Source organism: Pseudoalteromonas sp. SG45-1 (assembly GCF_014164135.1).
Taxonomy (GTDB): Bacteria; Pseudomonadota; Gammaproteobacteria; order Enterobacterales; family Alteromonadaceae; genus Pseudoalteromonas; species Pseudoalteromonas distincta.
Genome location: NZ_JACJEP010000029.1, coordinates 1 through 23911 on the forward strand (window position 1 = coordinate 1; position 23911 = coordinate 23911).

Annotated in this window: 18 protein-coding genes; 4 read left to right on the top strand and 14 right to left on the bottom strand. The window is 38.9% G+C overall.

Features of this window, described 5'->3' with window-relative positions; all coding sequences use genetic code 11:
• Nucleotides 1-56 precede the first annotated feature (56 nt).
• Nucleotides 57-755, bottom strand: a complete 699-nt coding sequence (locus tag H5117_RS17790) for a M48 family metallopeptidase (protein WP_182716748.1) — start codon at nt 753-755, stop codon at nt 57-59.
• A gap of 315 nt (nt 756-1070) precedes the next feature.
• Between H5117_RS17790 and H5117_RS17795 the strand changes: the two genes are divergently transcribed.
• Entirely contained in the window at nt 1071-4424 is a 3354-nt protein-coding gene (locus tag H5117_RS17795; protein WP_182738807.1) for an MHYT domain-containing protein, read from the top strand.
• Nucleotides 4425-4427: 3 nt separating this feature from the next.
• Nucleotides 4428-5420: a two-component system response regulator gene (locus H5117_RS17800; RefSeq protein WP_182738808.1), complete on the top strand. Its 993-nt coding sequence runs from the start codon at nt 4428-4430 to the stop codon at nt 5418-5420.
• Here the strand turns inward: H5117_RS17800 and H5117_RS17805 are convergent.
• Together H5117_RS17805 and H5117_RS17810 are read right to left on the bottom strand one after the other, a co-directional pair.
• A complete protein-coding gene (locus H5117_RS17805; RefSeq protein ID WP_182738809.1) occupies nt 5417-5857 on the bottom strand; it encodes a VOC family protein in 441 nt (146 codons plus the stop codon). The genes H5117_RS17800 and H5117_RS17805 overlap by 4 nt on opposite strands.
• Before the next feature lies 1 nt (nt 5858).
• Nucleotides 5859-6515, bottom strand: coding sequence for an HD domain-containing protein (locus H5117_RS17810; protein ID WP_039487345.1), 657 nt, complete (start codon nt 6513-6515; stop codon nt 5859-5861).
• Between the two features lie 140 nt (nt 6516-6655).
• Between H5117_RS17810 and H5117_RS17815 the strand changes: the two genes are divergently transcribed.
• The gene (locus tag H5117_RS17815) at nt 6656-7846 is read left to right on the top strand and encodes a class I SAM-dependent methyltransferase (RefSeq protein WP_002961441.1); all 1191 of its coding nucleotides are present in this window, start codon (nt 6656-6658) and stop codon (nt 7844-7846) included.
• A 29-nt stretch (nt 7847-7875) separates the two neighbouring features.
• Here H5117_RS17815 and H5117_RS17820 read toward each other — a convergent pair whose 3' ends face one another.
• The 11 genes from H5117_RS17820 to H5117_RS17870 all read right to left on the bottom strand — a co-directional run bounded on the left by H5117_RS17820 (nt 7876) and on the right by H5117_RS17870 (nt 23100).
• A complete protein-coding gene (locus H5117_RS17820; RefSeq protein ID WP_007581065.1) occupies nt 7876-8172 on the bottom strand; it encodes a PilZ domain-containing protein in 297 nt (98 codons plus the stop codon).
• A 9-nt stretch (nt 8173-8181) separates the two neighbouring features.
• Nucleotides 8182-8562, bottom strand: coding sequence for a PleD family two-component system response regulator (locus tag H5117_RS17825; protein ID WP_024597850.1), 381 nt, complete (start codon nt 8560-8562; stop codon nt 8182-8184).
• A 75-nt stretch (nt 8563-8637) separates the two neighbouring features.
• On the bottom strand, nt 8638-12525 hold the full coding sequence (gene hrpA / locus H5117_RS17830; protein ID WP_182738810.1) for an ATP-dependent RNA helicase HrpA: 3888 nt from the start codon (nt 12523-12525) through the stop codon (nt 8638-8640).
• Between the two features lie 194 nt (nt 12526-12719).
• Nucleotides 12720-13751: an isoaspartyl peptidase/L-asparaginase family protein gene (locus H5117_RS17835; RefSeq protein WP_029752414.1), complete on the bottom strand. Its 1032-nt coding sequence runs from the start codon at nt 13749-13751 to the stop codon at nt 12720-12722.
• Nucleotides 13752-13878: 127 nt separating this feature from the next.
• Nucleotides 13879-14583: a SapC family protein gene (locus H5117_RS17840; RefSeq protein ID WP_024597622.1), complete on the bottom strand. Its 705-nt coding sequence runs from the start codon at nt 14581-14583 to the stop codon at nt 13879-13881.
• Between the two features lie 336 nt (nt 14584-14919).
• Nucleotides 14920-15630 carry a 6-phosphogluconolactonase gene (gene pgl / locus H5117_RS17845; RefSeq protein ID WP_182693523.1) on the bottom strand — a complete coding sequence of 237 codons (711 nt, stop codon included), beginning with the start codon at nt 15628-15630 and terminating at the stop codon, nt 14920-14922.
• A gap of 2 nt (nt 15631-15632) precedes the next feature.
• A complete protein-coding gene (gene zwf, locus H5117_RS17850) occupies nt 15633-17105 on the bottom strand; it encodes a glucose-6-phosphate dehydrogenase (protein ID WP_024597624.1) in 1473 nt (490 codons plus the stop codon).
• Between the two features lie 269 nt (nt 17106-17374).
• Complete coding sequence (pgi, locus tag H5117_RS17855) at nt 17375-19021, bottom strand: glucose-6-phosphate isomerase (protein WP_039487336.1); 1647 nt, start codon at nt 19019-19021, stop codon at nt 17375-17377.
• A gap of 400 nt (nt 19022-19421) precedes the next feature.
• Nucleotides 19422-21677, bottom strand: a complete 2256-nt coding sequence (locus H5117_RS17860; protein WP_182738811.1) for an aminotransferase class V-fold PLP-dependent enzyme — start codon at nt 21675-21677, stop codon at nt 19422-19424.
• Nucleotides 21678-21812: 135 nt separating this feature from the next.
• Nucleotides 21813-22889: an AI-2E family transporter gene (locus tag H5117_RS17865; protein WP_182738812.1), complete on the bottom strand. Its 1077-nt coding sequence runs from the start codon at nt 22887-22889 to the stop codon at nt 21813-21815.
• Entirely contained in the window at nt 22882-23100 is a 219-nt protein-coding gene (locus tag H5117_RS17870) for a sulfurtransferase TusA family protein (protein ID WP_002961455.1), read from the bottom strand. Before H5117_RS17870 ends, H5117_RS17865 begins: the two co-directional genes overlap by 8 nt.
• Before the next feature lie 145 nt (nt 23101-23245).
• On the opposite strand from H5117_RS17870, the gene H5117_RS17875 reads away from it, so the two are divergent.
• The gene (locus tag H5117_RS17875; RefSeq protein ID WP_024597628.1) at nt 23246-23911 is read left to right on the top strand and encodes a hypothetical protein; all 666 of its coding nucleotides are present in this window, start codon (nt 23246-23248) and stop codon (nt 23909-23911) included.

Below are 23911 nucleotides of genomic sequence, written 5' to 3' on the forward strand. Positions count from 1 at the left end.
TATATTCCTATATTCCTATATTCCTATATTCCTATATTCCTATATTCAGGTTAACTTCAAAACACCCATTGTAAACTCATACTGTTTTTCTTTAGCCATGTTGATGATGCTTTATAATTAGGAAAAAAATGCTCAACGTGTTGCCAAAAAGCTTTGCTGTGGTTTAAGTGACGTAAATGCGCTAACTCGTGAACAATCACATAATCAATAGCATGATAAGGGGCTCCGATTAAATGCAAATTAAATGTTAGCTCTCGCTTACTATTACAACTTCCCCACTTTCGCTTATAAATAGCTACTTTTAGACTCGTAGGTAATTCTTCACCCATTTGTGCGCAGAAGTACGCTAAACGCATTTCTATATATGCAGTTAGTTGCTCTTTTAAATATTCTTCAAGAAGTTGCTGATATTTTTGCGAAGTATTTTTAACGCGCGAAGAGTGTGTAATAAGCAAGCTGTCGTTACAGTTTAGTACTTCGGACTTAGTACCTTGCTTAAATTCTATGTTTATAATGCTATCAAAGATTAAAATTTGTTTGTCTTTGAGCGGGTTCTGTCTGCTATCAGCAATATTGTGCTGTTTAGTTAATTGAGCATTTACCCACACCTGCTTATCAAAAAGCCATTCTTGGATGTGTTTATTACTAACAAATTGAGGGGCATATACAGTCACCTTCTTGTTATGTACTTTAATGGCAACCGTTTTACGTTTTATACTTTTCTTTAACTGATATTCAAACACTTTCATACTCATTAATGATATTGCTACGAGAAAATTCACCAGCAATTAATAAAACCAAATAAAGTGTAATTTTCGCTTAGTTAAGCCAATTCATTAGTTTTATTAAGGTTACTCGATAGAAACTTAAATATGACCATATAAATCTAACTTAGTCCTGTGACAGGCAATACATTAGAATAAAAAACACCAACTAAAAAACTAATGCCTGATAAATAAAAGAAAACTAAAAGTAATAAATTCGTTATTTTAATCACTTCATTGAATTAACAGTTTATTTATTAATTAATTAGATTAAACTGATAAATAAAGATTATATTTTGAGCCATTATGTTATCAGCTTTTTTTATCACAGACCAAGATCCTAGCTTAATCATTAATGGCGTTTACGATCCTCTATTAGTTTCAATGTCATTGCTAATTGCTATTTTTGCAGCCTTTTTCACCATTCGGCTTATAGAGCTCGCAAAAGAAACTCAATTTCCTAGCTACCAACGTTTAGCAAATGTGACCGCTGCTACTGTTTTTTCGGCTGGTATTTGGAGTATGCACTTTATTGGTATGCTTGCCTTTTCACTGTGTACTAATATTGATTATGATCCAACAATCACTCTCCTTTCTTTTATACCAGCATTTATAGCATGTCAGTACGCTGTATCAATGCTAGTAAATAGTAAAGGGAATCTAAAAGTATTGTCGATTTGCTCTGTGTTACTAGGAGCCGGCATTGGCACTATGCATTATAGCGGCATGGCTGCAATGGACCTTGCTCCTTTACTTAGATATGATCCATTGATTTTTGCGTTATCAATCATTGTTGCTGTAGCCCTCTCCTTTATAGCCCTTTACAGTCGCTTTAATCTTAAGCGTTTTTTACCCTCTTTATCACCTCTTCAAAATAACTCAATTAGCGCTGTTATTTTAGGGTGTGCTGTTGCTGGTATGCACTACATGGGTATGGCCGCTACACGTTTTGTAGCTACATCGCCACTAATCTATGATGATGCTAATGCAACCGCAGGACTAACTTTTATCGCCATTGCAGTCGCCACAGCAACTATCGCGATTACAAGCGTGGTTGGTGTAATAAATGGTATGGTTCGCTATCGCATGCTACTTGAGGAGAAGTCGGCAAAAGAATCCCGTCTAAATGCTATTTTAGGTACCGCTATAGATGGCATTGTTACCATTGACCATGCTGGTATTATTTTAAGTTTTAATGAAGCCGCTAGTAAAATTTTTGGCTGGCAAGAAAACCAAGTTCAAGGCAAAAACGTAAAAATGCTAATGGACGATAACATTGCCAAGCACCACGACGAATACCTCTTAAATGCTCACAATGTTGATCTAGGTAAAATAATAGGCATAAACCGTGATGTATATGCAAAACACATGAACGGACATGTTTTTCCTATTCGCTTAGGTATAGGCGAAGTAAATCAGCCGGGCCATAACCCTTTATATGTTGGCTTTATTACCGACTTGACCGAACAACGCGCTTTGCAACAAAGTTTAGAAGAGAAAGAACAAAAATACCGCTCTCTTATCGATAACATGCCCGGAGTAGCGTTTAGATGTAAGTTTGATGACAACTGGACTATGTTATTTATTAGTCCAAATATAATTGAGCTTACAGGATATAACCCAAATGAGTTTACAGAGCATTGTATCGAGTTTAATGACTTGGTCTTGAAATCAGATCAAAAACAAATAGTTGATGAAGTCACTAAAGCTGTTGATGAAGTCACTAAAGCTGTTGATGCAAAGTCTCAATATTCTATTGAATACCGAATTAGACATAGAAATGGCAAAATTTTGTGGTTGTTAGATAAAGGGAGTATCGACTTTGATGCTCAAGGCAACCCAAAGTGGATTGATGGTGTTTTAGTCGATATTACTGAACGCAAAGAATATGAAGAAAAACTTGAGCAAGCTAAATTTAAAGCTGAAGAAGCTGCTCATGCAAAGCAATCTTTTATGGCTAATATGAGCCATGAAATACGCACCCCAATGAATTCTATAATAGGTTTTAGCGATCTATTAATGGACACCCCACTTGATCAAGAACAACAAAAGCACTTGGTTACCGTAAATAATGCAGCGCGTTCATTGCTAAGATTGTTAAATGAAATTCTCGATTCTGCAAAACTAGAACGCGGTAAGCTCACCATTGAGCCAGCCCACTTTAGCTTAAAACCAGTGATAGACAGTATTATTTCTACTTTTTGGTTAGAGGCTAAAAAGAAAGATTTAGAACTTAAACTCCATATTAAAGAATCAGTAAGTTCTACGTACTACGGCGACCCAGATAGACTCAGACAAGTACTCACTAATCTAATTGGTAACGCGATTAAGTTCACCGAAAAAGGCTCTGTTACGGTCACCGTTGGCATGACACAAAATCAGCATCTGTTTTTTGAAGTGCAAGATACCGGAATTGGTATTGCAAAAGATCGTATTCAAGCTGTATTTCAACCTTTTGAACAAGCCGATGGCACTACTACTCGCCGCTTTGGTGGTACAGGCCTTGGTACAACCATAAGTAAACAACTTGTAGAGCTTATGGGCGGAACAATAAACTTAGTAAGTGAGCTAGGTAAAGGCACCTGTTTTTACTTTTCATTGCCGCTTACCTTAGGTGACGAATCTAAAATTGATTATTTTGATGGTCTACACACCCAACTGCCTGCACTTAGAGTACTAGTAGTTGATGATATAGAGCAAAATACAGAACTACTGTCTTTGCTTCTGTCACGCGATCAGCATTCAGTTACCAAAGCGTCAAACGGACTTGAAGCGATTAAAGTATTTGAAGAACAAGACTTTGATGTCATCTTAATGGATATACATATGCCCTTGTGTGATGGCATACAAGCAGCACAAAAAATAAGAGCAATAGAAAACCAAAGGCAGCTTAAGTACACGCCAATTATTGCGCTCACAGCAAGCGTATTACAGCAAGATAAGCTTACGGCTAAAAAAGCAGGCATGAATGGCTTTGCCAATAAACCCGTCGATATAAATCAGCTTAACCAAGAAATAGCGCAAGTGCTGGGGCTTGGTATTGCAAAAGAAATGGTTATATCGCAAAGCGATCCTAAAGCGCAGCATATAGATTTTGAAAAAGGATTAGCACTTTGGGGTTCTAAGTGTAAGCAACTTACAGAGATTACTAAGTTTGTTAGTGATAGTGATAAGCGGTTTGAGAGATTATTTAATGATAAATTATCAAACATAAAAGATGTCGATAGCCTCATTCACACACTCAAAGGTGTTGCTGGTAACTTAGGGCTAACAACGTTAATGAAGTTATTAACCGATTTAGAGCACAAGCAAAGTGATGCTAAAGTTATTAGTCTTTTAGACGATATCAAAAACGAACTACTTATTATAACGCAACTGCTGTCATCAAATACTTGCGATGAGCCAAATAGCAAGCCTGAAGATAATAGCTCAGACACTCTATCAATAGATGAGATTAAGCAATTGTGTGAAACACTTCATCAAGATGCGCAAAATGCAGAATTAAATGATGAACTACTCGCAAAGTTGCAACGCGGCGCACCTTCTACCTTTCAAAATGAAGTTGATGATATAGCCGAAGCCTTTGATGAATTTGATTTTGATAAAGCACACGTAATACTAGAAACCTTAATTGAAAAACTAACAAACAATGAGTATTAATTAATGGATTTTACGACAGATAGGCCACGGGTATTAATTGTTGACGATGAGCCTGCAAATCTAAAAGTAATGCGTGAAGTGTTAGGTAATCAATATCGTATGTCGTTTGCTAAATCTGGTGATGCCGCACTAGCACTACTTGAAAAAGAACTACCAAAGCTAATTTTGCTCGACATAATGATGCCAGATATGAATGGCTTTGAAGTGTGCCAAATAGTTAAGAGAAATCCTAAAACATCACACATCCCAATTATTTTTGTAACTGCGCTTGGCGATGAAAGCGATGAATACAAAGGTTTTGAGTTAGGCGCAGTAGATTATATTACTAAACCAATAAGCCCTGCCATTGTAAGAGCAAGGGTTAATACTCACTTGTCGCTAGTACAAGCAGAGCAATTAAAGCAAGCTCATGTAGATTTAGTAGAACGTCTAGGCCGTGCAGCGGAATATAAAGACACCGACACGGGTGAACATATAGTGCGCATGAGCCAATACAGTAAAGTATTAGCGTTAGCACTAGGTATGGATGAACAACGAGCAGAACTTTTACGTCAAGCTGCCCCAATGCACGATGTAGGAAAAATAGGTATTCCTGACGCTATCCTACTCAAACCTGGAAAGTTAACCTCTGAAGAGTTTGATCATATGAAAGAACACGCCACCATTGGCGCGCAAATTTTAGCAAACTCATCATCTCCTTTACTACAACTTGCGCATACACTTGCAATTGAACACCACGAAAAATGGGATGGCTCAGGCTATCCTAACGGGATCAAAGGCGAAGAAATATCAGTTGAAGGTAGAATTGTTGCTATAGCTGACGTATTTGATGCACTTACCTCAAAACGCCCTTACAAAGAGGCTTGGAGCGTAGAGAAAACAGTTTTGCATATGCAAGAGCAAGCAGGAACTCATTTCGATCCCGCTCTAAGCGAGCTATTAATAAAAAACTTAGACGATATTATTGCTATAAAAAATGCAAATCAAGAAAGCTAATTCTTTTTAGCACTGTGAGAGCCAAGCTCAACATTTGGGTAATAAGATTTTATATAACGATAGTCATGTGACGTAATTTCATGGCTATTGCCACTTTCATCTTTAAAGTACATAGAAAACGTTACACCATGATCTGCTAAAACTACTTTTATATTTAAACTCTCAAGATGAATACGCCATTGAATAAATTGATCCCCTGAGGCCAAAAATGCAATCCCTTTACTGCGCCCATCTCCTTCAAACAATGCTAAACGAGAGGTTGAACAAGCATCCTCAAGCGTTAAAGGGCCTCGCCCATGCTCATTCCAAAAGGCAAGCTCTGGCACTACGCTAAAACCTAAAACCCGTTCATACCACTTAACGGCATTAGCTAAGTTATCAACATTTAAATGGCAATGATCAATGCCAGATAATTTCGGTATGCTTGTATTATTCACATTACTCACCAATTTCTGACTTTAATTGCTCTAAAAACTCATGCATATACCTTGTTCGTCTATTCGCCTCTGCTTTAGCTGATGGGGTATTCATACTATCGGCAATATGTAATAACTTTATGAAAAAATGATCAAGCGTGTATGTTTTATCATCAGCCTCGCGTTCAACACAAAAAGGGTCATTTGGGTTATATAATAACCGAGAAATTGAGCCACCAACTTTCATGCATCGGCTAACGCCAATAGCGCCCAACGCATCCATTCTGTCGGCATCTTGTACTATTTGCGCTTCAACTGTTTTAATTTTTATATTTGCGCTGAAGCTATGCGCTGCAATTGCATGATGAATCTCATCAAAAAGTGACTCGTCATAATTAATCGATTTTAAAAACTCCAATGCCTTATCAGCTGCCATAGTAGAGGCTTTTGCACGATCAGGGTGGTTTTTAGCCACCGCCACACAGTCGTGCATCCACGCTGCAGGTAATACTACTGACATGTTTGCCTGCTCCGCATTACATAACTGTATTGCAACACGCACCACTCGCTCTATATGAGTAATGTCATGAGCAACATCAGCATGCACTAAAGAGGCGATAAACCCTCTACATTGTGAGTTAAGTATTTCTAAATCAGGGCTTAAAGCGACGTCAGACAAAGTTAGGTTCCAAAAAGCTAATTAATCAATGAATTATCCGTACTTTACCGTGCTTTATGCCCCCCTTGCAAAACATTCATTGTATGTTGCTCCTTGCTTGACTAAAATACAGCGCTTATTTATTACTACTGAGAAGCCTTATGTCATCTGCCGTTTACCTACAAGCTGGTCGCGATAAATCATTAAAAAGAAAACACCCTTGGTTATTTTCAAAAGCCATCAAAAAAATTAAAGGTAAACCTGGATTAGGCGACACAGTAACGATTCACGACAGCGAAGGTAAGTTTTTAGCAACTGCTGCGTATAGCCCTCACTCACAAATTCGTGCACGTGTTTGGAGCTTTGACGAAAAAGAAGTCATCGATCAACACTTTTTTGAACGCCGTTTACGTCGCTCATTAGAAGCCCGTAGCCAAGTTATTGAAGAAGGCGGATTAACAGGGTTTCGCTTATGTGCTGCTGAGTCTGATTACTTACCAGGCGTTACAATAGATAAGTTTGACAACGTATTAGTGTGCCAGCTATTAAGCGCCGGTGCCGAGCGCCATAAAGGCGAGATTGTAGGCGCATTGATGTCTATTTTCCCCGGCTCTAGCATATATGAGCGTTCTGACGTAGATGTACGTACTAAAGAAGGCTTAGAACCAATTAAAGGCGCACTTTGGGGGAATGAACCAAAAGAGCCTGTGCTTATTGAAGAAAACGGCTTAAAAATCGAAGTTGATATAATTGAAGGTCACAAAACAGGATTTTACTTAGATCAGCGTGACAGCCGTGCTGCACTTGAGCGCTTCTCAAAAGGTAAAACTGTCCTTAACTGCTTTAGTTACACAGGTACATTCTCGTTGTATGCCCTGCGTGGTGGATGTGAGCATGTAACTAACGTAGATGTATCGCAACCCGCTTTAGATACAGCAAAACGTAATGTTGAGCATAATAACTTAGATTTAAACAAAGTGAGCTTTGTTAAGCAGGATGTATTTAAATTATTACGCCAATACCGCGACGAAGGTAGACAGTTTGATACCATCGTAATGGACCCACCAAAATTTGCTGATAATAAAGCGCAGCTAACGGGCGCGTGTCGTGGCTATAAAGATATCAACATGATTGCCATGCAAATACTAAAACCAGGCGGAACACTATTAACATTCTCATGCTCTGGTTTAATGGAACAAAACCTGTTTCAAAAAGTAGTAGCCGATGCAGCACTTGATGCAGGTAAAGACCTACTGATAATGGAGCGATTAAACCAGGCAGCCGATCATCCAATTGCTGGCAGCTACCCTGAAGGCTTTTACTTAAAAGGCTTAATCTGTAAGGTTTTTTAATATCTACTATTGAGTTTAACTGAATCGATTTAGTTAAACTGAATGATTTCAAGACCTGCTGTTACCGTGCCATCATCTTCTTTGCTGGCACGTATTACTTTTGCAGTTGCATTTAAAGGCGCAATACTTGGATGAGTCGAATCAATGTTCACCGTCAGTAAGGTATTAGGTTCAAGCAATTCATCTAAATGAATTGATAAACCTGTTGCACTTAAATCCACGCACTCTGCGGCAAAACTTAAACCCGCTATTGGTTCTATCGTTGTTAAATTTGCAGGAGTGTTAATCTGCATGCGTCTAAAATTTCGCTTATCATCAGTAAACATATGTTACCTCTAAACAACCGTGTTAATTTCTTCCAACAAAGCACCCACTGAAAATGGCTTTACAACATACGCGTTACAACCAGCATCAAACCCTGCTTGTTTTTCAGATGGGGACTCTAGGCCCGATACCATAACAACAGGAATATTTTTTGTTTCAGGTGTGTGCTTTAGCATTCGGCATGTATCATAACCATCAAGACCAGGCATACAAACATCAAGCAAAATTATATCTGGCGGACTCGCAATTGCTGACGCAAGGCAGCTTTGCCCTGAATCTGCGTAACTAACATCAAATTTCGACGCTAGTGCGGCTTTGAGCATTTCAAAATTAAAATACTCGTCATCTACCACTAAAAGTCGCTTTGTTTTATGTTCAATCGATGAGGACATAACTATGTCGCTTCCTTTTCAAAACAAAAATAAATCCTTCTATTAAGGTACTAAGCTTAATAGAAAATGCAAGTTTTATTCTATCTCTTTTATCGCATTAAGTACCCGCTTGGCTGAAATTGGGTAAGGCGTTCCTAGTGTTTGAGCAAATAGCGACACTCTAAGCTCCTGTTGCATCCAGAAAATAGCGGTTACCTCTTGTGGTATAGGTAACCCTTTAGGCGTTTTATTAATTACTTTTTTATACTCTTGCGCAACTTTATCTAGCTCTAGTACGCATAACCTATCACGATTTGGATCCACAGGCAGCTTTTCTAAACGTTTTTGAATCGCTTTTAAATAACGAATTAAATCCGCTATTTTATCTGCGCCATGCGCGCTCACAAAACCTTTAAATATAAGTGACTCAAGCTGTGACTTAATATCGCCGTGCGCAGTTATCATGGTTAAATCAACGCGCCCTTTCATTTTTTTATGCAGGGCATGAGCAATACTTAATACTTGCTCAACTTGCGTTGCAATCGATACAACGGCATCGCCCAGCTCACCGCGTATTTGCTCTTTTACTGTTTCAAATGCTTTTTCGTCGCGTATATCACCGTGTTTTACTAATAAGCTATCAACACCTGCGGCAATACAGTCATCAATTAAATCAGCTATTTTACCAAATGGGTTAAAGTACAAACCCAGCTTTGCCTTATTCGGTAAGTTTTGTTGTAAGTACTTAATTGGCGATGGCACATTTAATAGTACTAAACGGCGCAAACCTTGTTGATGTGCTTGCTGCGCTTTTGCTTCGCTATCAAAAAGCTCCACTGCAGCGGCTGATTTTTTATCCACCAGCGCAGGGTATGCTTTTATCTCATATTGACCTTGCTTTTTAACGTATGAAGCGGGTAACTCACCAAAATCCCATTGTGTTAGGTCTGACTTTTCAATGCCTTTATCGGCTACTTTAGACAGTGTTTCGGTTACTTCACCTTGCAGCTCTGCTTTGAGCTTGGCTAAATCAAGCCCTCGTGCAAGTAACTTATCGCTCTCATCACGTACTTCAAACTGCAATCTTAAATGCGGTGCAAGCGCGGTTAAATCCCATGCCTCTGGATCAACTTTTACACCTGTCATTCTCAATAAACGCGTCGTTAATGCATCAATTAAGCTCCCTTGCATTGGCTCAATAGCTGCCAGCACTGCATCAGCATAGTTTGGTGCTGGCACAAAATTACGACGAAGCGATTTAGGCAATGACTTTATAAGCCCACTTATTAGCTCATGCCTAAATGCTGGTATGTGCCAGTCAAAACCACTTTCTTGCACTTGATTCAACAGCGCGACCGGTATTTGTACCGCAACGCCATCAACTGCTTGGCCTGGATCGAAATGATAAGCAAGCGGCAATATAATATTGTCTTGCTGCCATGTGTCAGGGTAGTCAAACTCAGTGATATTACTTGCACCATGCTGCATTAGCTCTTCACGAGTCATGTGTAGGTAATGCTTATTTTGTTGTTTTTGTGTTTTATACCATTTTAAAAATGCAGCGCGGTTATTAATTTCTTTGGGTATTTTTTTATCGTAAAACTCAAATAACGTTTGCTCATCAACTAAAATATCACGACGACGTGACTTATTTTCCAGAACTTGAATATCTTCTATTAGCTCACGGTTAAACGCTAAAAAGCCCTCGTTTAAGCCCAGTTCTTGCTCAACTAATGCAGTGCGCACAAAAAGCTCTCGACTCACTTTAGGGTCTATGTTGCTATAAACACAGCGGCGTTTATTTACAATAAGTAAGCCATATAAAGTTTGCTGCTCAAACGCGATTACCGCACCTGGTTTTTTCTCCCAATGTGGTTCAGTGTAACTACGTTTTACTAAGTGCTGTGCTAATGGCTCTACCCAGTTAATGTCTATTTTTGCATTTGTGCGGGCATATAACTTACTTGTCTCTACCAACTCCGCCGACATGATCCATTTGGGGCTCTTTTTAAATAAACCTGAACCTGGAAAAATATGAAACTGACTATTACGTGCCCCTTTGTATATTTGTTTTTCATCTTTAAAGCCAATATGGCTTAGCATTCCGCTTAATAACGCTTTGTGAACAAGTTCGCCATCAGCCGCTTGGCTGGTTGCTTTCATGCCCATTTCGTTACACACAGTACTTATTTGATAAACAATATCTTGCCATTCACGCAGGCGCATATAGGCTAAGAAGTCTTTTTGACACAGCTTTCTAAATTGGCTATTAGTCAGCTCGCTTTGCTGCTCTTCTAAGTAATTCCATAAGTTTAAAAAAGCGATAAAATCAGAATCTGGATCATCAAAACGACCGTGCTTTTCATTGGCAGCAGCACGTTTTTCTTGTGGGCGTTCACGTGGGTCTTGAATAGACAACGCCGCTACAATGATAATCACTTCACGCAATGCGCCAAGTTTATGGGCTGTTAGCACCATTTTTGCTAAACGTGGGTCAACGGGTAATCGACTAAGCTCCCTGCCCGATTGCGTTAGGCTGGTTTTACTATCGCGTTTAGCTGGTTTTACCGCTTGTAGCTCTTCAAGCAATGTTAGGCCATCATTAATATTGCGGCTATCTGGCGCTTGTACAAACGGAAATTGCGCCATATCACCAAGCCCTAGCGCCAACATTTGTAAAATAACAGACGCAAGGTTAGTACGCAGTATTTCAGGGTCGGTAAACTCTGGACGTGATAAAAAATCATCCTCAGAGTACAACCTAATACAAATACCCGCTTCAACACGTCCACAACGACCCATACGCTGATTAGCACTTGCTTGTGATATAGGCTCTATTGGTAAGCGCTGTACTTTTGTACGATAGCTGTAGCGACTTATACGCGCAGTACCTGGGTCTATTACATAACGAATACCTGGCACGGTGAGTGACGTTTCGGCTACGTTAGTCGATAAAATAATATGACGACGAGAATGCGGCGCAAATATACGGTTTTGCTCTGCGTTGGATAAACGCGAGTAAAGTGGCAATACATCGGTGTGTTTTAAATTACGCTTGCTAAGTGCATCTGCGGTATCGCGTATTTCACGCTCACCATTTAAAAATATGAGAATATCGCCAGGGCCTTCAGCACACAGCTCATCAACGGCATCAAAAATACCTTGTAGCTGATCGCCTTCCGCTTCCATATCATCTTTATTAATATCAGTAATAGGGTTGTAGCGCACATCAACAGGGAAAGTACGACCCGATACTTCTATAATGGGCGCATCATCAAAGTGCTTTGAAAAACGCTCAGGATCGATAGTCGCTGAGGTAATTATTATTTTTAAATCAGGGCGTTTTGGAAGCAGGTTTTTTAAGTAACCTAAAATAAAATCAATATTTAAACTACGCTCATGCGCTTCATCAATAATAATCGTGTCGTATTGATTTAAAAAACGGTCTTGCTGAATTTCAGCCAGCAAAATACCGTCAGTCATTAATTTAATATACGTATTATTAGATACCTGATCGCTAAAACGAATTTTAAAGCCAACTTGCTGACCAAGTTCACACTTCATTTCTTCAGCAATACGATTAGCCACAGTACGCGCTGCTAATCGACGTGGTTGCGTATGACCAATTAAACCATCAACACCGCGACCAAGCTCTAAACACATTTTAGGTATTTGCGTTGTTTTACCTGAGCCCGTCTCACCGGCAATAATAACCACTTGGTTATTTGCAATGGCGTCTTTAATTAATTCCTTTTTTTGACTTACCGGCAATTGCTCAGGGTAAGTCACTTTAGGGAGGCCAGCTAAGCGTTTATCGCGTAATTCTTGGCTACGGGTTATATCAGCCGCTATTTTTTCAAGCGCGTTGGCATGCTTGCTTTCATCCGTTATTTTTTTTACGCCATGTAAGCGTTTTTTGAAAATGAATTGATCTTTTTTTAAGCACGTTTTTAGCTCGCCAAACAACTGACCTAGGTTTACCACCCGCATACCTTATAAAATTAGTTAAAGAGCCGTAATTGTATCAAATTAAACGGCTGGGGTTAATCCTACAAAATGCATAACGCGGGGTTGTTTGTTATATAAACGCTGCTATTGAACTAAACTGTGAATAATAAATTTATTTTAAACAATTATTTTCAGGGCTAACTACATTGAATAAATTAAATGACGTTGACTTATTCGTCACTAAAAATGCCCACGTAGGTCGCTTGCGTATTCGATTTACTTGCCCGATACATGCCAGAGGTATTAAACGGTAAGCTAATATTACCCTTTGTATCAATAATAATTACGCCGCCAGTGCCGCCAATAGGCTTAAGCACACCGTTTATAACTTCATCCCCTGCCTCAGCAATGGTTTTACCTTGGTACTTAACTCGCGCACATATATCGCTTGCTACATTATAGCGAATAAAGTATTCACCATGCCCTGTTGCCGATACCGCGCACGATTCATTTTCAGCAAATGTTCCGGCCCCAATTACCGGCGCATCCCCCACACGACCATAACGTTTTGCGGTCATACCACCTGTTGATGTACCTGCCGCTAAATTACCATTTTTATCAAGCGCCACTGCGCCAACCGTGCCCATTTTGTAAGAGTTAGGTAATGCTTTGTGCGCGGCTTGGTACTCTTTACTGGTTGCTTTGGCTTTATCTAATTTTTGTTTTGCTTTTAAAAGCGCTTTGTAACGAGGCTCGGTATCAAATAGGTTATTTTCGACAAGCTCAACACCTTGCTCTTTAGCAAACTCTTCAGCGCCTTGCCCACTAAGCATTACGTGTACAGAGTTATCCATTACCAAACGCGCTAAGTTAATTGGGCTCTCAATATGCTTTACACCCGCAACTGCGCCTGCTTCACGGTTTCGACCATCCATTATGGATGCATCAAGCTCATGCCCGCCATCGTAGGTGTATACCGCTCCACGCCCTGCATTAAAATAAGGGGATTGCTCTAATACTGCAATTGCTGCAATTACCGCATCTAAGCTTTCGCCGCCTTGGTGTAATACTTTATAACCTGTCTCTACTGCTTGCGTTAATTTTGCACGATACTCTTTTTCTTGAGCGGGTGTAAATCGTGCTTTTTCAATTGTCCCTGCCCCACCATGAATCGCAATGGCAAAAGGAGTCTCTGCAGCTACTGCGCTATTACTTAAAGCAACAAAGCTGCTCGCAAAAATCGCTAATAATGGTGTTTTCATGATGAGTTCTTTTATGGGGAAGTTATAAACTAATGTGAATGGTTACGGACTTAATTTCAACTAAAGTGAGTTTAATGGCATAAAAAAAGCGCCTTAAGGCGCTTTTTAAAATTTTACGTGTTTGTAATTAAGCTTGTTTAGCTTTTAAACGCGCTAAACGTGCTACTTGGTGAGTAGACGTTAAGAACGAGTAAATTGGTGCTAAGTAACCACGTTTACGAAGCTCTAAGAAATCAGCATCGCTTAACTCGTTTAGTTTTTTCTCATCGATAAGGTAAATACCGTTGATGTCTTTTTTCTCGCCTTTAATGTCTACTGTTAGCGTTTGCGCAATTAGTAGCTCTTTATCAGCAAGGAATTTAGTGAACGCTTCAGTTACTTGAGAAAACTCAATAAATGATACTAGCGCTTCTTTACGACGTTTTAGGTAATCTGTTTCTTCGCCGTTTTCAAATAATGCATTACCTTCGTCTTCACCAACAAGCGCACTTGCTTCGTCAATTACGATACCGTATTGATCTTGATCTGGGTGTTTAACTAAACCCAGTGGGTAACGAGTAGATGCCATAGGTGCAAATGCTGCAGTCCATTTACCATCTTCTACAAAAAGGTTTTCGCCTGGCTCTAAGCCAAACATAGCAACTGCTTGAAAAGTGCCGGTTTCGTTATTTTTAACGAATGACATTGGAAACTCGTTTGCTACACGTGCAAACTCATGTGCAACTACTGGCACTAAGTGTTGAGTTTTCATGAATTCTACATTGATGCCGTTTTGAATTTTAGTGTTGGCATGTTTTTCGTTGTGTAAAGGCTGTACTTGTTGCTCCGCCATGTTACTGCTCCGTTTATTTTAATTTATATGTTTCATTGTTAATGCCTTTAGGCTAATGCTTTTGAGCTAAAAAAGGAAGGGAAACTTTTGTGACAACAACCATGAAAAAATAAAATTTAACTAAATCTGAACGTTGCTAAAAAACATACAGCTCAAACTCATAAATTTTGTTCAAAAACAACACACTTCGTGGTTAATTTTAATACAAACCAAAGTTATTCATTAACATTGGTTAACAGTTCAAAGCTATTTTTTTGCAGTGTTTAGGCTTAAATTTAAGCAAATAAAAAAGGCCGCTTATATAAGCGGCCTTTAAAAGTTAAATTGGCATCTAAATTAAGGCGCCCAATATACTTCAATATTTATACTTGGGTGATTAAGCACAGCGCGAAGTGGCATGTCATTAACATCGCCGCCCGCTTTTGCTTGCTTATAAACAGCGAGTTTTTCTTCACCGCTAATTAAAAGCTTAACCACTTTAGATTGCGCAATGGCATTTAAAGTTAATGTCATTCGCTCAGTAATACTACCCGTCACATCACTTTGTATCGCATTAATTGCACATACTGTTTGCTCAGTTGTTAAACCATGCTCTAAACCATCTGCATTTGGGAATAACGACGCTGTATGGCCATCTGGGCCCATACCTAAAATAGTTACATCATATGGGCTTTTTAGCTCGCTATAAGCCGCTTCACACTCTTGTGCGCCCTGTTGAGCCGTTGCTGCAGCGTTCTTCATAGTAATAAAGTTGGCAGCACTACCATGATTTTGTAATAAAGTACTTTTAATAAATGCTTCATTACTTTTTTCATGGTTTGGATCTACCCAACGCTCATCAACCATAGCAACATCAACATGTTGCCAATCTAAATCAAGCGTTGATAAATGCTTATAAGCGGGCGCAGGAGACGAGCCGCCCGACACCATTAATACAGCACGGCCATCGTTTTTAATGCCATCACGTAATGATTGCTCAAGCGTTGCAGAAAGCTCAGCTGTTAACGCGTCTTTATCATCAAAAAACTTTTCAACTAGTGTTGCCATGCTTATACCTTATCGCCTGTGTTAAACCATACATGATTGTTTTCTGCCAATAATTCATCAGCATCATCAGGTCCCCAGCTACCAGCACGGTAAAGCGCAGGCTTGCCTTTGTCTTGCCAACGATCGATGATTGGATCAATCCACTTCCACGCTTGACGAACTTCATCACGGTGAATAAATAACGACGGGTTATCAGCAGCAGCATCAAGCATTAAACGCTTGTACGCATCTGAGTGGAAACCATTGCTGTAAGCTTGTGAAAGCTCGATATTCATTGTTACTGGCTCAAGTTGCATTTGAAGATTATCAAGGCGCTTAGACATAAGCGTTAGTTGAATTGTTTCCTCTGGCTGCAAACGAATAACAAGACGATTTGGCTCGATATTACCCACGTTATCTTCGTAGATATTGTGAGATACTTTTTTGTATTCAACCACAATTTCTGCACAGCGCTTAGCCATACGTTTACCCGTACGAAGGTAAAATGGAACACCTGCCCAGCGCCAGTTATCAATATGCGCGCGAATAGCTACAAACGTTTCTGTTTTACTAGAACCTTCATTTAGCTCTTCTAAGTAACCCGGTACAATTTTACCGTTTAAGTCACCTGGTACGTATTGACCACGAACAATATTTTCATCAACATCACCATCTACAAGCGGGCGAAGTGCTTCTAATACTTTTAGTTTTTCGTTACGAATGCTGTTAGCGTTAAGCTTATTAGGCGACTCCATTGCAACTAAGCAAAGTAGTTGTAATAAGTGGTTTTGAACCATGTCACGAAGTGCACCGGCTTTATCATAAAAACCAGCGCGGCTTTCAAGGCCAACCGTTTCTGATAAGCTAATTTGAATATTATCAATAGATTTAGCATCCCACATATTTTCAAACAATGAGTTTGAAAAACGCAGCGCCATTAAGTTTTGTACTGTTTCTTTACCTAAGTAATGGTCAATACGGAAAATTTGTTCTTCATTAAAAAACTCTGCAATTTTTCCATTAATTGCTTCAGCAGAATCACCGCAATAACCAATTGGCTTTTCAACAACAACGCGTGATGTAGGGGTAATTAAACCTTTAGTCGATAATATTTCACAACATGTGCCGTAAACAGCAGGCGGAAGCGATAAGTAAAACACGCGAGACTTAGTGCTTTCGTGCTCATCTAAAATGCCTTTTAGTACATCCCAGTTGTCGTCTGCTTCTGTAACATTACTTACCACTGGCACTAAAAAAGTAGAAAACGCTTTCCAATCTTTAGCGTTAAACTCACCTTTGCTTAAAAATTCTTGTAATGCTTTATGCGCTGTTTCTATGTATTCAGCACGTTTCGATTCTTCGCGCACTGTTGGTAGGATACGTGAGCCTTCAGGTAAGTTACCTTCTTGATATGCTCTGTACATTGCAGGTAGCAATTTGCGTAACGCAAGATCACCACCGCCCCCAAAAATTATAATATCAAAAGGATTAAGCATAGTTACTCTCTACGTTGTGATACCCAGTACATTTTGTAAATGCGCGGGTATGCCTATTTATTGCTAGATTAGATGGCTTTTATAGCTGTATTTAAATAAAAGCCTGCTGAATTGTTCTGTATCGATGATTTATTATTATTGTTTATCATTGCGCTAATTAAATGAGCCTTAGGGGCCCTGTATCTCCTCTCACAAAAATACAGACCCTAAGCACTCCAGCGCTACCCGTTCAAAGGTACTCGGTTTACTTACTTGCGTAAGCGAATTTTTTACTGCGTACGGTTTTGTTTATAGTACGCCATTAAGCCGTTTGTAGAACTATCATGAGCGTGTTTCACGCTATCATCAGTGAGTTCACTCTCAATTTTAGATGCTAAACCTTTACCCAGCTCTACACCCCATTGGTCAAACGAGCATATTTCTAAAATAATGCCTTGGCAAAATATCTTATGCTCATAAAGTGCAATTAAACGGCCCACTGTTTTAGCATCTACTGTATCTAATAGCATAGACGTTGTAGGACGATTGCCTTGATGAATTTTATGATTTAATAACTCATCAATCTCTGCTTGCGATTTACCCTTAGCGGTTAAATCAGCTGTAACTTGCGCTGCATCTACACCACTCATCATCGCTTCTGTTTGTGCAAAGAAGTTCGATAATAAAATATCGTGATGCTTATCAACATTCACTTGTGGCTTAACTGATGCAATAAAATCTGCAGGTACAATTACATTACCTTGGTGTAAACACTGATAAAATGCGTGCTGGCCATTAATACCCGTCATGCCCCAAATAATTGGAACAGTAGTATAAGGTACTGTTTCGCCTGCAAAGTTAACGTGTTTACCGTTACTTTCCATTTCGCCTTGCTGTAAATACGCAGGCAACATATGCAGTGCTTGATCGTACGGTAATATAGCTTGCGCTGTATAACCTAAAAAGCTCGTATTCCATACACTAAGCAATGCCATAATTAATGGTATATTTTGCTCAAACGGCGCTGATTTAAAGTGCTCGTCTATTTCAAACGCACCTTCTAAAATTGCTTCAAAGGCGTCGTAGCCTAAATATAAAGCAATTGGTAAGCCTATCGCACTCCAAAGTGAAAAGCGACCACCAACCCAATCCCACATAGTGAATACGTTTTCGTCGCTGATACCAAAGGCTGCCGTTTTTTCTAAATTTGTACTTACTGCAACAAAATGCTTTGCAATTGTACTTTCATCTTTTGTTGTTTGTAAAAACCAGTCAACCGCCGTCTTTGCGTTTGTCATGGTTTCTGACGTAGTAAATGTTTTTGACGAAATAACAAATAATGTTGTTTCAGGGTCAATGGCTTTTAATATAGACGAAATTTGTACACCGTCAGCATTAGATACGTAGTGAACATTTAACGTATCATCAGCAAGTGCTTTTAATGCCTCAGTTGCCATTTGTGGACCAAGATTAGAGCCACCAACACCAATACTTACAACATCTTTTACCGCTTTGCCGGTGTAGCCTAACCATTTACCGCTACGAACTTTTTCTACAAACACTTTAATTTTAGCTAATTCGTTGTCTACGGCTTGTGTCACGTTTTCGCCATCAACAATTAATGGAGTGTGAGCACGATTACGAAGTGCCGTATGCAAAACTGAGCGGTCCTCAGTGATATTTATTTTTTCACCGCTAAACATTTTATCGCGCCACGATGCAATATCGCATTCTTTAGCAAGCGACATTAAGTTAGCAAAAACATCGTTATCAATAAGTTGCTTAGAATAGTCGAATAATACGCCTGGTACTTGAGTAGAAAACTGAGAAAAGCGCGTGTCATCTTGTGCAAATAACGTTTTTAGATGTGTTTGTTTCATCTTAGCTGCACTTTGTTCTAGTGCTTGCCAACTTGCTAGTTGCGTTCGGTTAGACATGGAAATATCCTCTATTTTTTTCAATCAATTGATTTAAAAATGTTTTTTATAAAAGCAAAACTCTTAATACTACTTATTCACACTAAATTAAAGCGCAAATAGTATAACTAAAAATGCAAAAAAAGTGCTGTTTTTATAATTTTATGTGCAGATGATAACGCAATTTTTAGCTTTTGACACCGGTATCATAAAAATTTTATAAATTAATTTACCTGTAATTTTAAAGGCAACGGCATAGCTTAATCAATCAAAATGAAATATTAATGAATTTTTATAAGCGCTGCTAATTACTTTTCATAGTTATTCACTAATTACTGTAATTGTTTGCCTTGCAAACAAATAAACCTTAAAAACAAAAAATCGGCTCTAAAGCCGATTTTGTATAAATTAAAATCTTTGCTTAATTACTAAGCGCTAGCCCACCACTTAGGTTATAAACAGTTTTGTATCCTAGCTGCATTAAATTGCTCGCAGCAATCTTTGAGCGGTTACCACTGCGGCATAATAAAATATAGTTGTTATTTTTACTTAACTGCCCTTCAAATACCGCATTTGCCATTCTGCTAAGCGGTATATTTAATGTTTTTTTATCAAGTGTATTAAATAACTGAGCAACATTATTTGCTCCATGTTCATACGGCTCCCGAGTATCTATTAAATACACATCGCTGGTGTTTAACATTGCTTTAGCGTCATCAAAATTTAATTGCTGTGTATCAATCTCAGGCAATGCATTTACATAACCACACAATTGCGTGTTATTTACTTGCTTTGAAGCGTCGTACTGCTGCTTTTGTATTGTAAATTCATCAACTGAAATACTGCCGCTTACTAACGCATTGAGTAATGGCGTTTGGTTTTGTTGTACAGCCCAGTTCATGGCAAAACATTGTTGGTAGTCGTGCCCTGAGCAAATAATGCTGGTGCTATTAAGTTGCTCGCTTATTGCTAAAATAGAGCGTGCCATTGCTTTTGCATCCCCACCTATAAGCGATGTATTGCCAAGCCCTGCAGGCAAAATTAAATCACCACAAAAACAATAACGCGTTTCGCCATTACTATTTTTTAATAAATAACTTACGCTATCTTTGCTGTGCCCAGGTGTCGCTATTTTTTCAAGTTCGTCATTTGCTAAGCTAATACTTTCTGCATTTAGTGGCCAACCTAAAGCATCAACCTCACCTTTTACAACTCTTGATGCAAGAACGCTGGTTAATAAATTAGTCGCTGACTCTCGCTCTTGATGCAGATGAGTATTAAGCACCGCTGATATAGTTAAGTTTTGTGTATTGGCTATTTTTTCAAAACGCGGAATAAGCTCAACAATCGGGTCTATTATAACTGCGCGCTTATCATCGCTTACATAAAGCCAACTACATGCTCCTTGGTGCCTAAACTGAGTAAGGCCAAGTGCGCACACTTCTTGTTGTGGTGTAGTGCTATCAGATACAATTAAACAGTTAGCCTGAAGTATTGCTTTAAGAGCGCGAATCCGCACACAAGCATCATCAATATCGTGTTGTGTTGCAGCAGGTCCAAACGATAGCCTAATCGCGTTTTCGCTTTGCCACTTACTTGCACCCATTGCATCTAAAACAAAACTTGTTGATGCGCCCGTACTACAAGCCGAGCCACCACTTACGCGAATGCCCGCAGCATCAAATAAATCAATCACTTCTTTGCTCGTTAAGTCGTTTACCGCAAAGTTAAGTGTGGTAGGCACGCTATAAGCAAAATCATGATTAAATGTAATATCGCCAAAGGTGTCTTTTATCGCGCTTTGTAACTTGCTTCGATAAGAGTTAAGTATGCTAATTGGCTTAAATGTATCGTCTGATTTATCAAGCAACATACTAAATAGTTTGTTTAACCCTGCAATACCGGGTAGATTTTCGGTGCCTGAACGCATTCCACTTTCTTGACCGCCACCCGCTATAAAAGGTGTATACGCACTGCCACTACGAATATATAAAAAGCCAATACCTTTAGGTGCGTAAAGCTTATGCCCCGAAAAAGGAGCGTAATCAATAGTTGTATTACTCAGTGCGAGCGCTTGTTTACCGAGTGCCTGTACGCAATCCACCATCCACGATACATTTTTGTTACGGCTACGAATCACCTGCTCTATAGCGGGTAAATCTTGATATACACCGGTTTCGTTATTAACGGCCATGGTGCAAATCATCAAAGCGTTATAAATATGCTCTGCGATAAAATCTAAATCTAAAATACCGTTACTATCAACCGGAATAGCAAGCACCTCAGCATTAACGTCAAGTACGCTATTCCAATGTTTAAGTGTATTTGGCACCGCTTTATGCTCAGTTGCGCCATATAATAATACAGGGTTTTTAATAGACTGCTTTTTAGCATTAATTAATGTAGAAACCACCGCAGTTTGAATACCCTCCGTTGCACCAGAGGTAAATAGGATATCGCCATTAGTTGCGCCAATAACCGTGCGTGCCTTTTGACGTGTTTGTTCTAATAAATGCTTGGCTTGAATACCTGTGATATGCGGGCTTGAAGGATTACCAAAACATATTTGCATGGTATGAGAAACAACATCAGCAATACAAGGCAACACAGGGGTCGTTGCATTTGCATCAAGGTAAACTTGTTTTACTGGCTCATCGTGCAATAAAAACTCAGACATTAAAAAACGCACCTTATTACTAAAAAATATATCTTATTACCAATAGTACATAAATTTACAGGTAATGAGTAATAATCAATTAGCACTAGAGGTGCGTTTACTATGCTTTTTTAAACTAAAAGTCTGTTTGCTTAACTATTCACTGAGCTCTTTGCTGATCTCTTCGTGCGTTGACGACCAAGCTGTTATTAGCGCTTTTACTAATGAGGCCAGTGGGATGGCAAAAAATACGCCCCAAAACCCCCATAAACCACCAAAAAATAATACCGCGACAATTATAAATACCGGATTTAAATCAACTGCCTCAGAAAACAACAGCGGTACAAGTACATTGCCATCAAGCGCTTGAATAATTCCATAAATAATTAAAATGGTCCAAAACTGCGTTTCTAATCCAAACTGAAACAGTGCAACTGCCGCTACCGGAATAGTGACGAGTGCCGCGCCAATAAATGGAATTAATACCGAAAAGCCAACAAGCACACCAAGTAAAGCTGCATAGCGCAAATCTAAAACAGTAAATGCAATGAAAGACACACCACCAACAATTAAAATTTCGAATACTTTACCGCGAATGTAATTCATAATTTGTTGGTTCATTTCGTTCCACACTTGTAAAATCAAGCGCCGTTGCTGCGGGATCAGTTTATCTATACTCCCTGTCAGCTCCAGCTTATCTTTAAGCATAAAAAACACCAATAACGGCACAAGCACCAAATATATAAGCCAAGCAACAACATCTTTTAAAGACGTAAGTGAAAACGATAATACCGCTTGACCAAACTCAATAATTTTAGCTTCTACGGTTGCAACAATTGCTTGTACTTGTTCTATATTAATTAAACTTGGGTATTGTTCAGGTAAAGCCATTAAATAAGACTTCCCCTGCTCTAGCATATGCGGTGTTTCTTGCACTAAGTTACTGGTTTGCTTCCAAAGCACTGGGCCAATAACTAAAATAAGAGTGAGCATAATGCTAATAAATATCAACATTACAATAATTGTTGCAGTAAAACGTTTTAAGCCAACACGCTCTAAATGAACAACCGGCCAATCTAGTAAATAAGCGATAACCAGTGCAACAAGCACAGGAACAATTAACGCGCCAAAAAAGTAAAGTAAGGCAACTGATACCAATAATAAAAATAATAAGGTAGACGAATGAGGATCCGAGAACTTCCTTTCGTACCATGTTTTTACGTATTCAAACATGTAATGGCTCCACTAATAACAACCCACGTTGTTTATCAAAATTGTAACTATAAGCATTTTTTTGCAAAAAACGTTCAATGTCGTTCGCACTTTCACCTTTGTTCAGACTAAAAGTGATGCGTTGTTTTGATGACTGTGCACTTCGAAGCGCAAGCTTAAACTGCACAAACTGCTGAGGACACTTAAACTCTTTTAAATCGCGCTCTACCATAACTACTTTATCCGTATAGTAAATGAATAATAAGTCGCATATTTACGGTCTACGTATTTATATACTCAAACCGTTGTAACTTTTTGTTAAAACAATTCCTGCAATAGTTTATCCTTATAACATAACTAGCAGTAAGGATAAGTTAATGCCTGGCACGCATAATAAAGCGCAACTACCAAGTAATCCAACACTCAAAGAGATTAATTGGTTTAAAAAGCAGATTAATTGGGGCGAACTACCTCCTTTTTATCACCTTGTTGCCTCATCAATAAGCGAATCAGAAGGAATTTTAGATCATGGGTTCGACAATGCAGTTAAACAACTTTTAGATAAACGCAATTGGAACTTAGATTTATTAGAAGGCTATGAAGATAACTTAGGTGAAATACATACCAAACATAAGCCACGTATTGCGCTGCACCAAGTATTTACCGACAGAGGCTTTGAGCTATGGGCACAGCCTTATGCTAAAGATGTTATTGTTGATCAATACATAAAAAACAATCGCTTTATGGAGTTTAGAGTGTGGGACCCACATTCAATGAAAAACTTGATCAGAATAAGTCAGTTACATAAGTTTATTGGCTTTTATTTTGAACGAGGCGACAAAGCAGATAAAGCCATTATTTTACATGCACACAAAGTAGTACATAAAATTATTACTTTTTTGCAGCGAGAATTGAACGTTGTAAAGCTTGATGGAGTCACAATAAAAGAACTATACCAATTGTGCGAAAAAGACAGCCGTGCAAGCAGTGACGAAATAGACATAGCCAAAATTGCAATTGGCGAACAAATTAACAAGGAATAA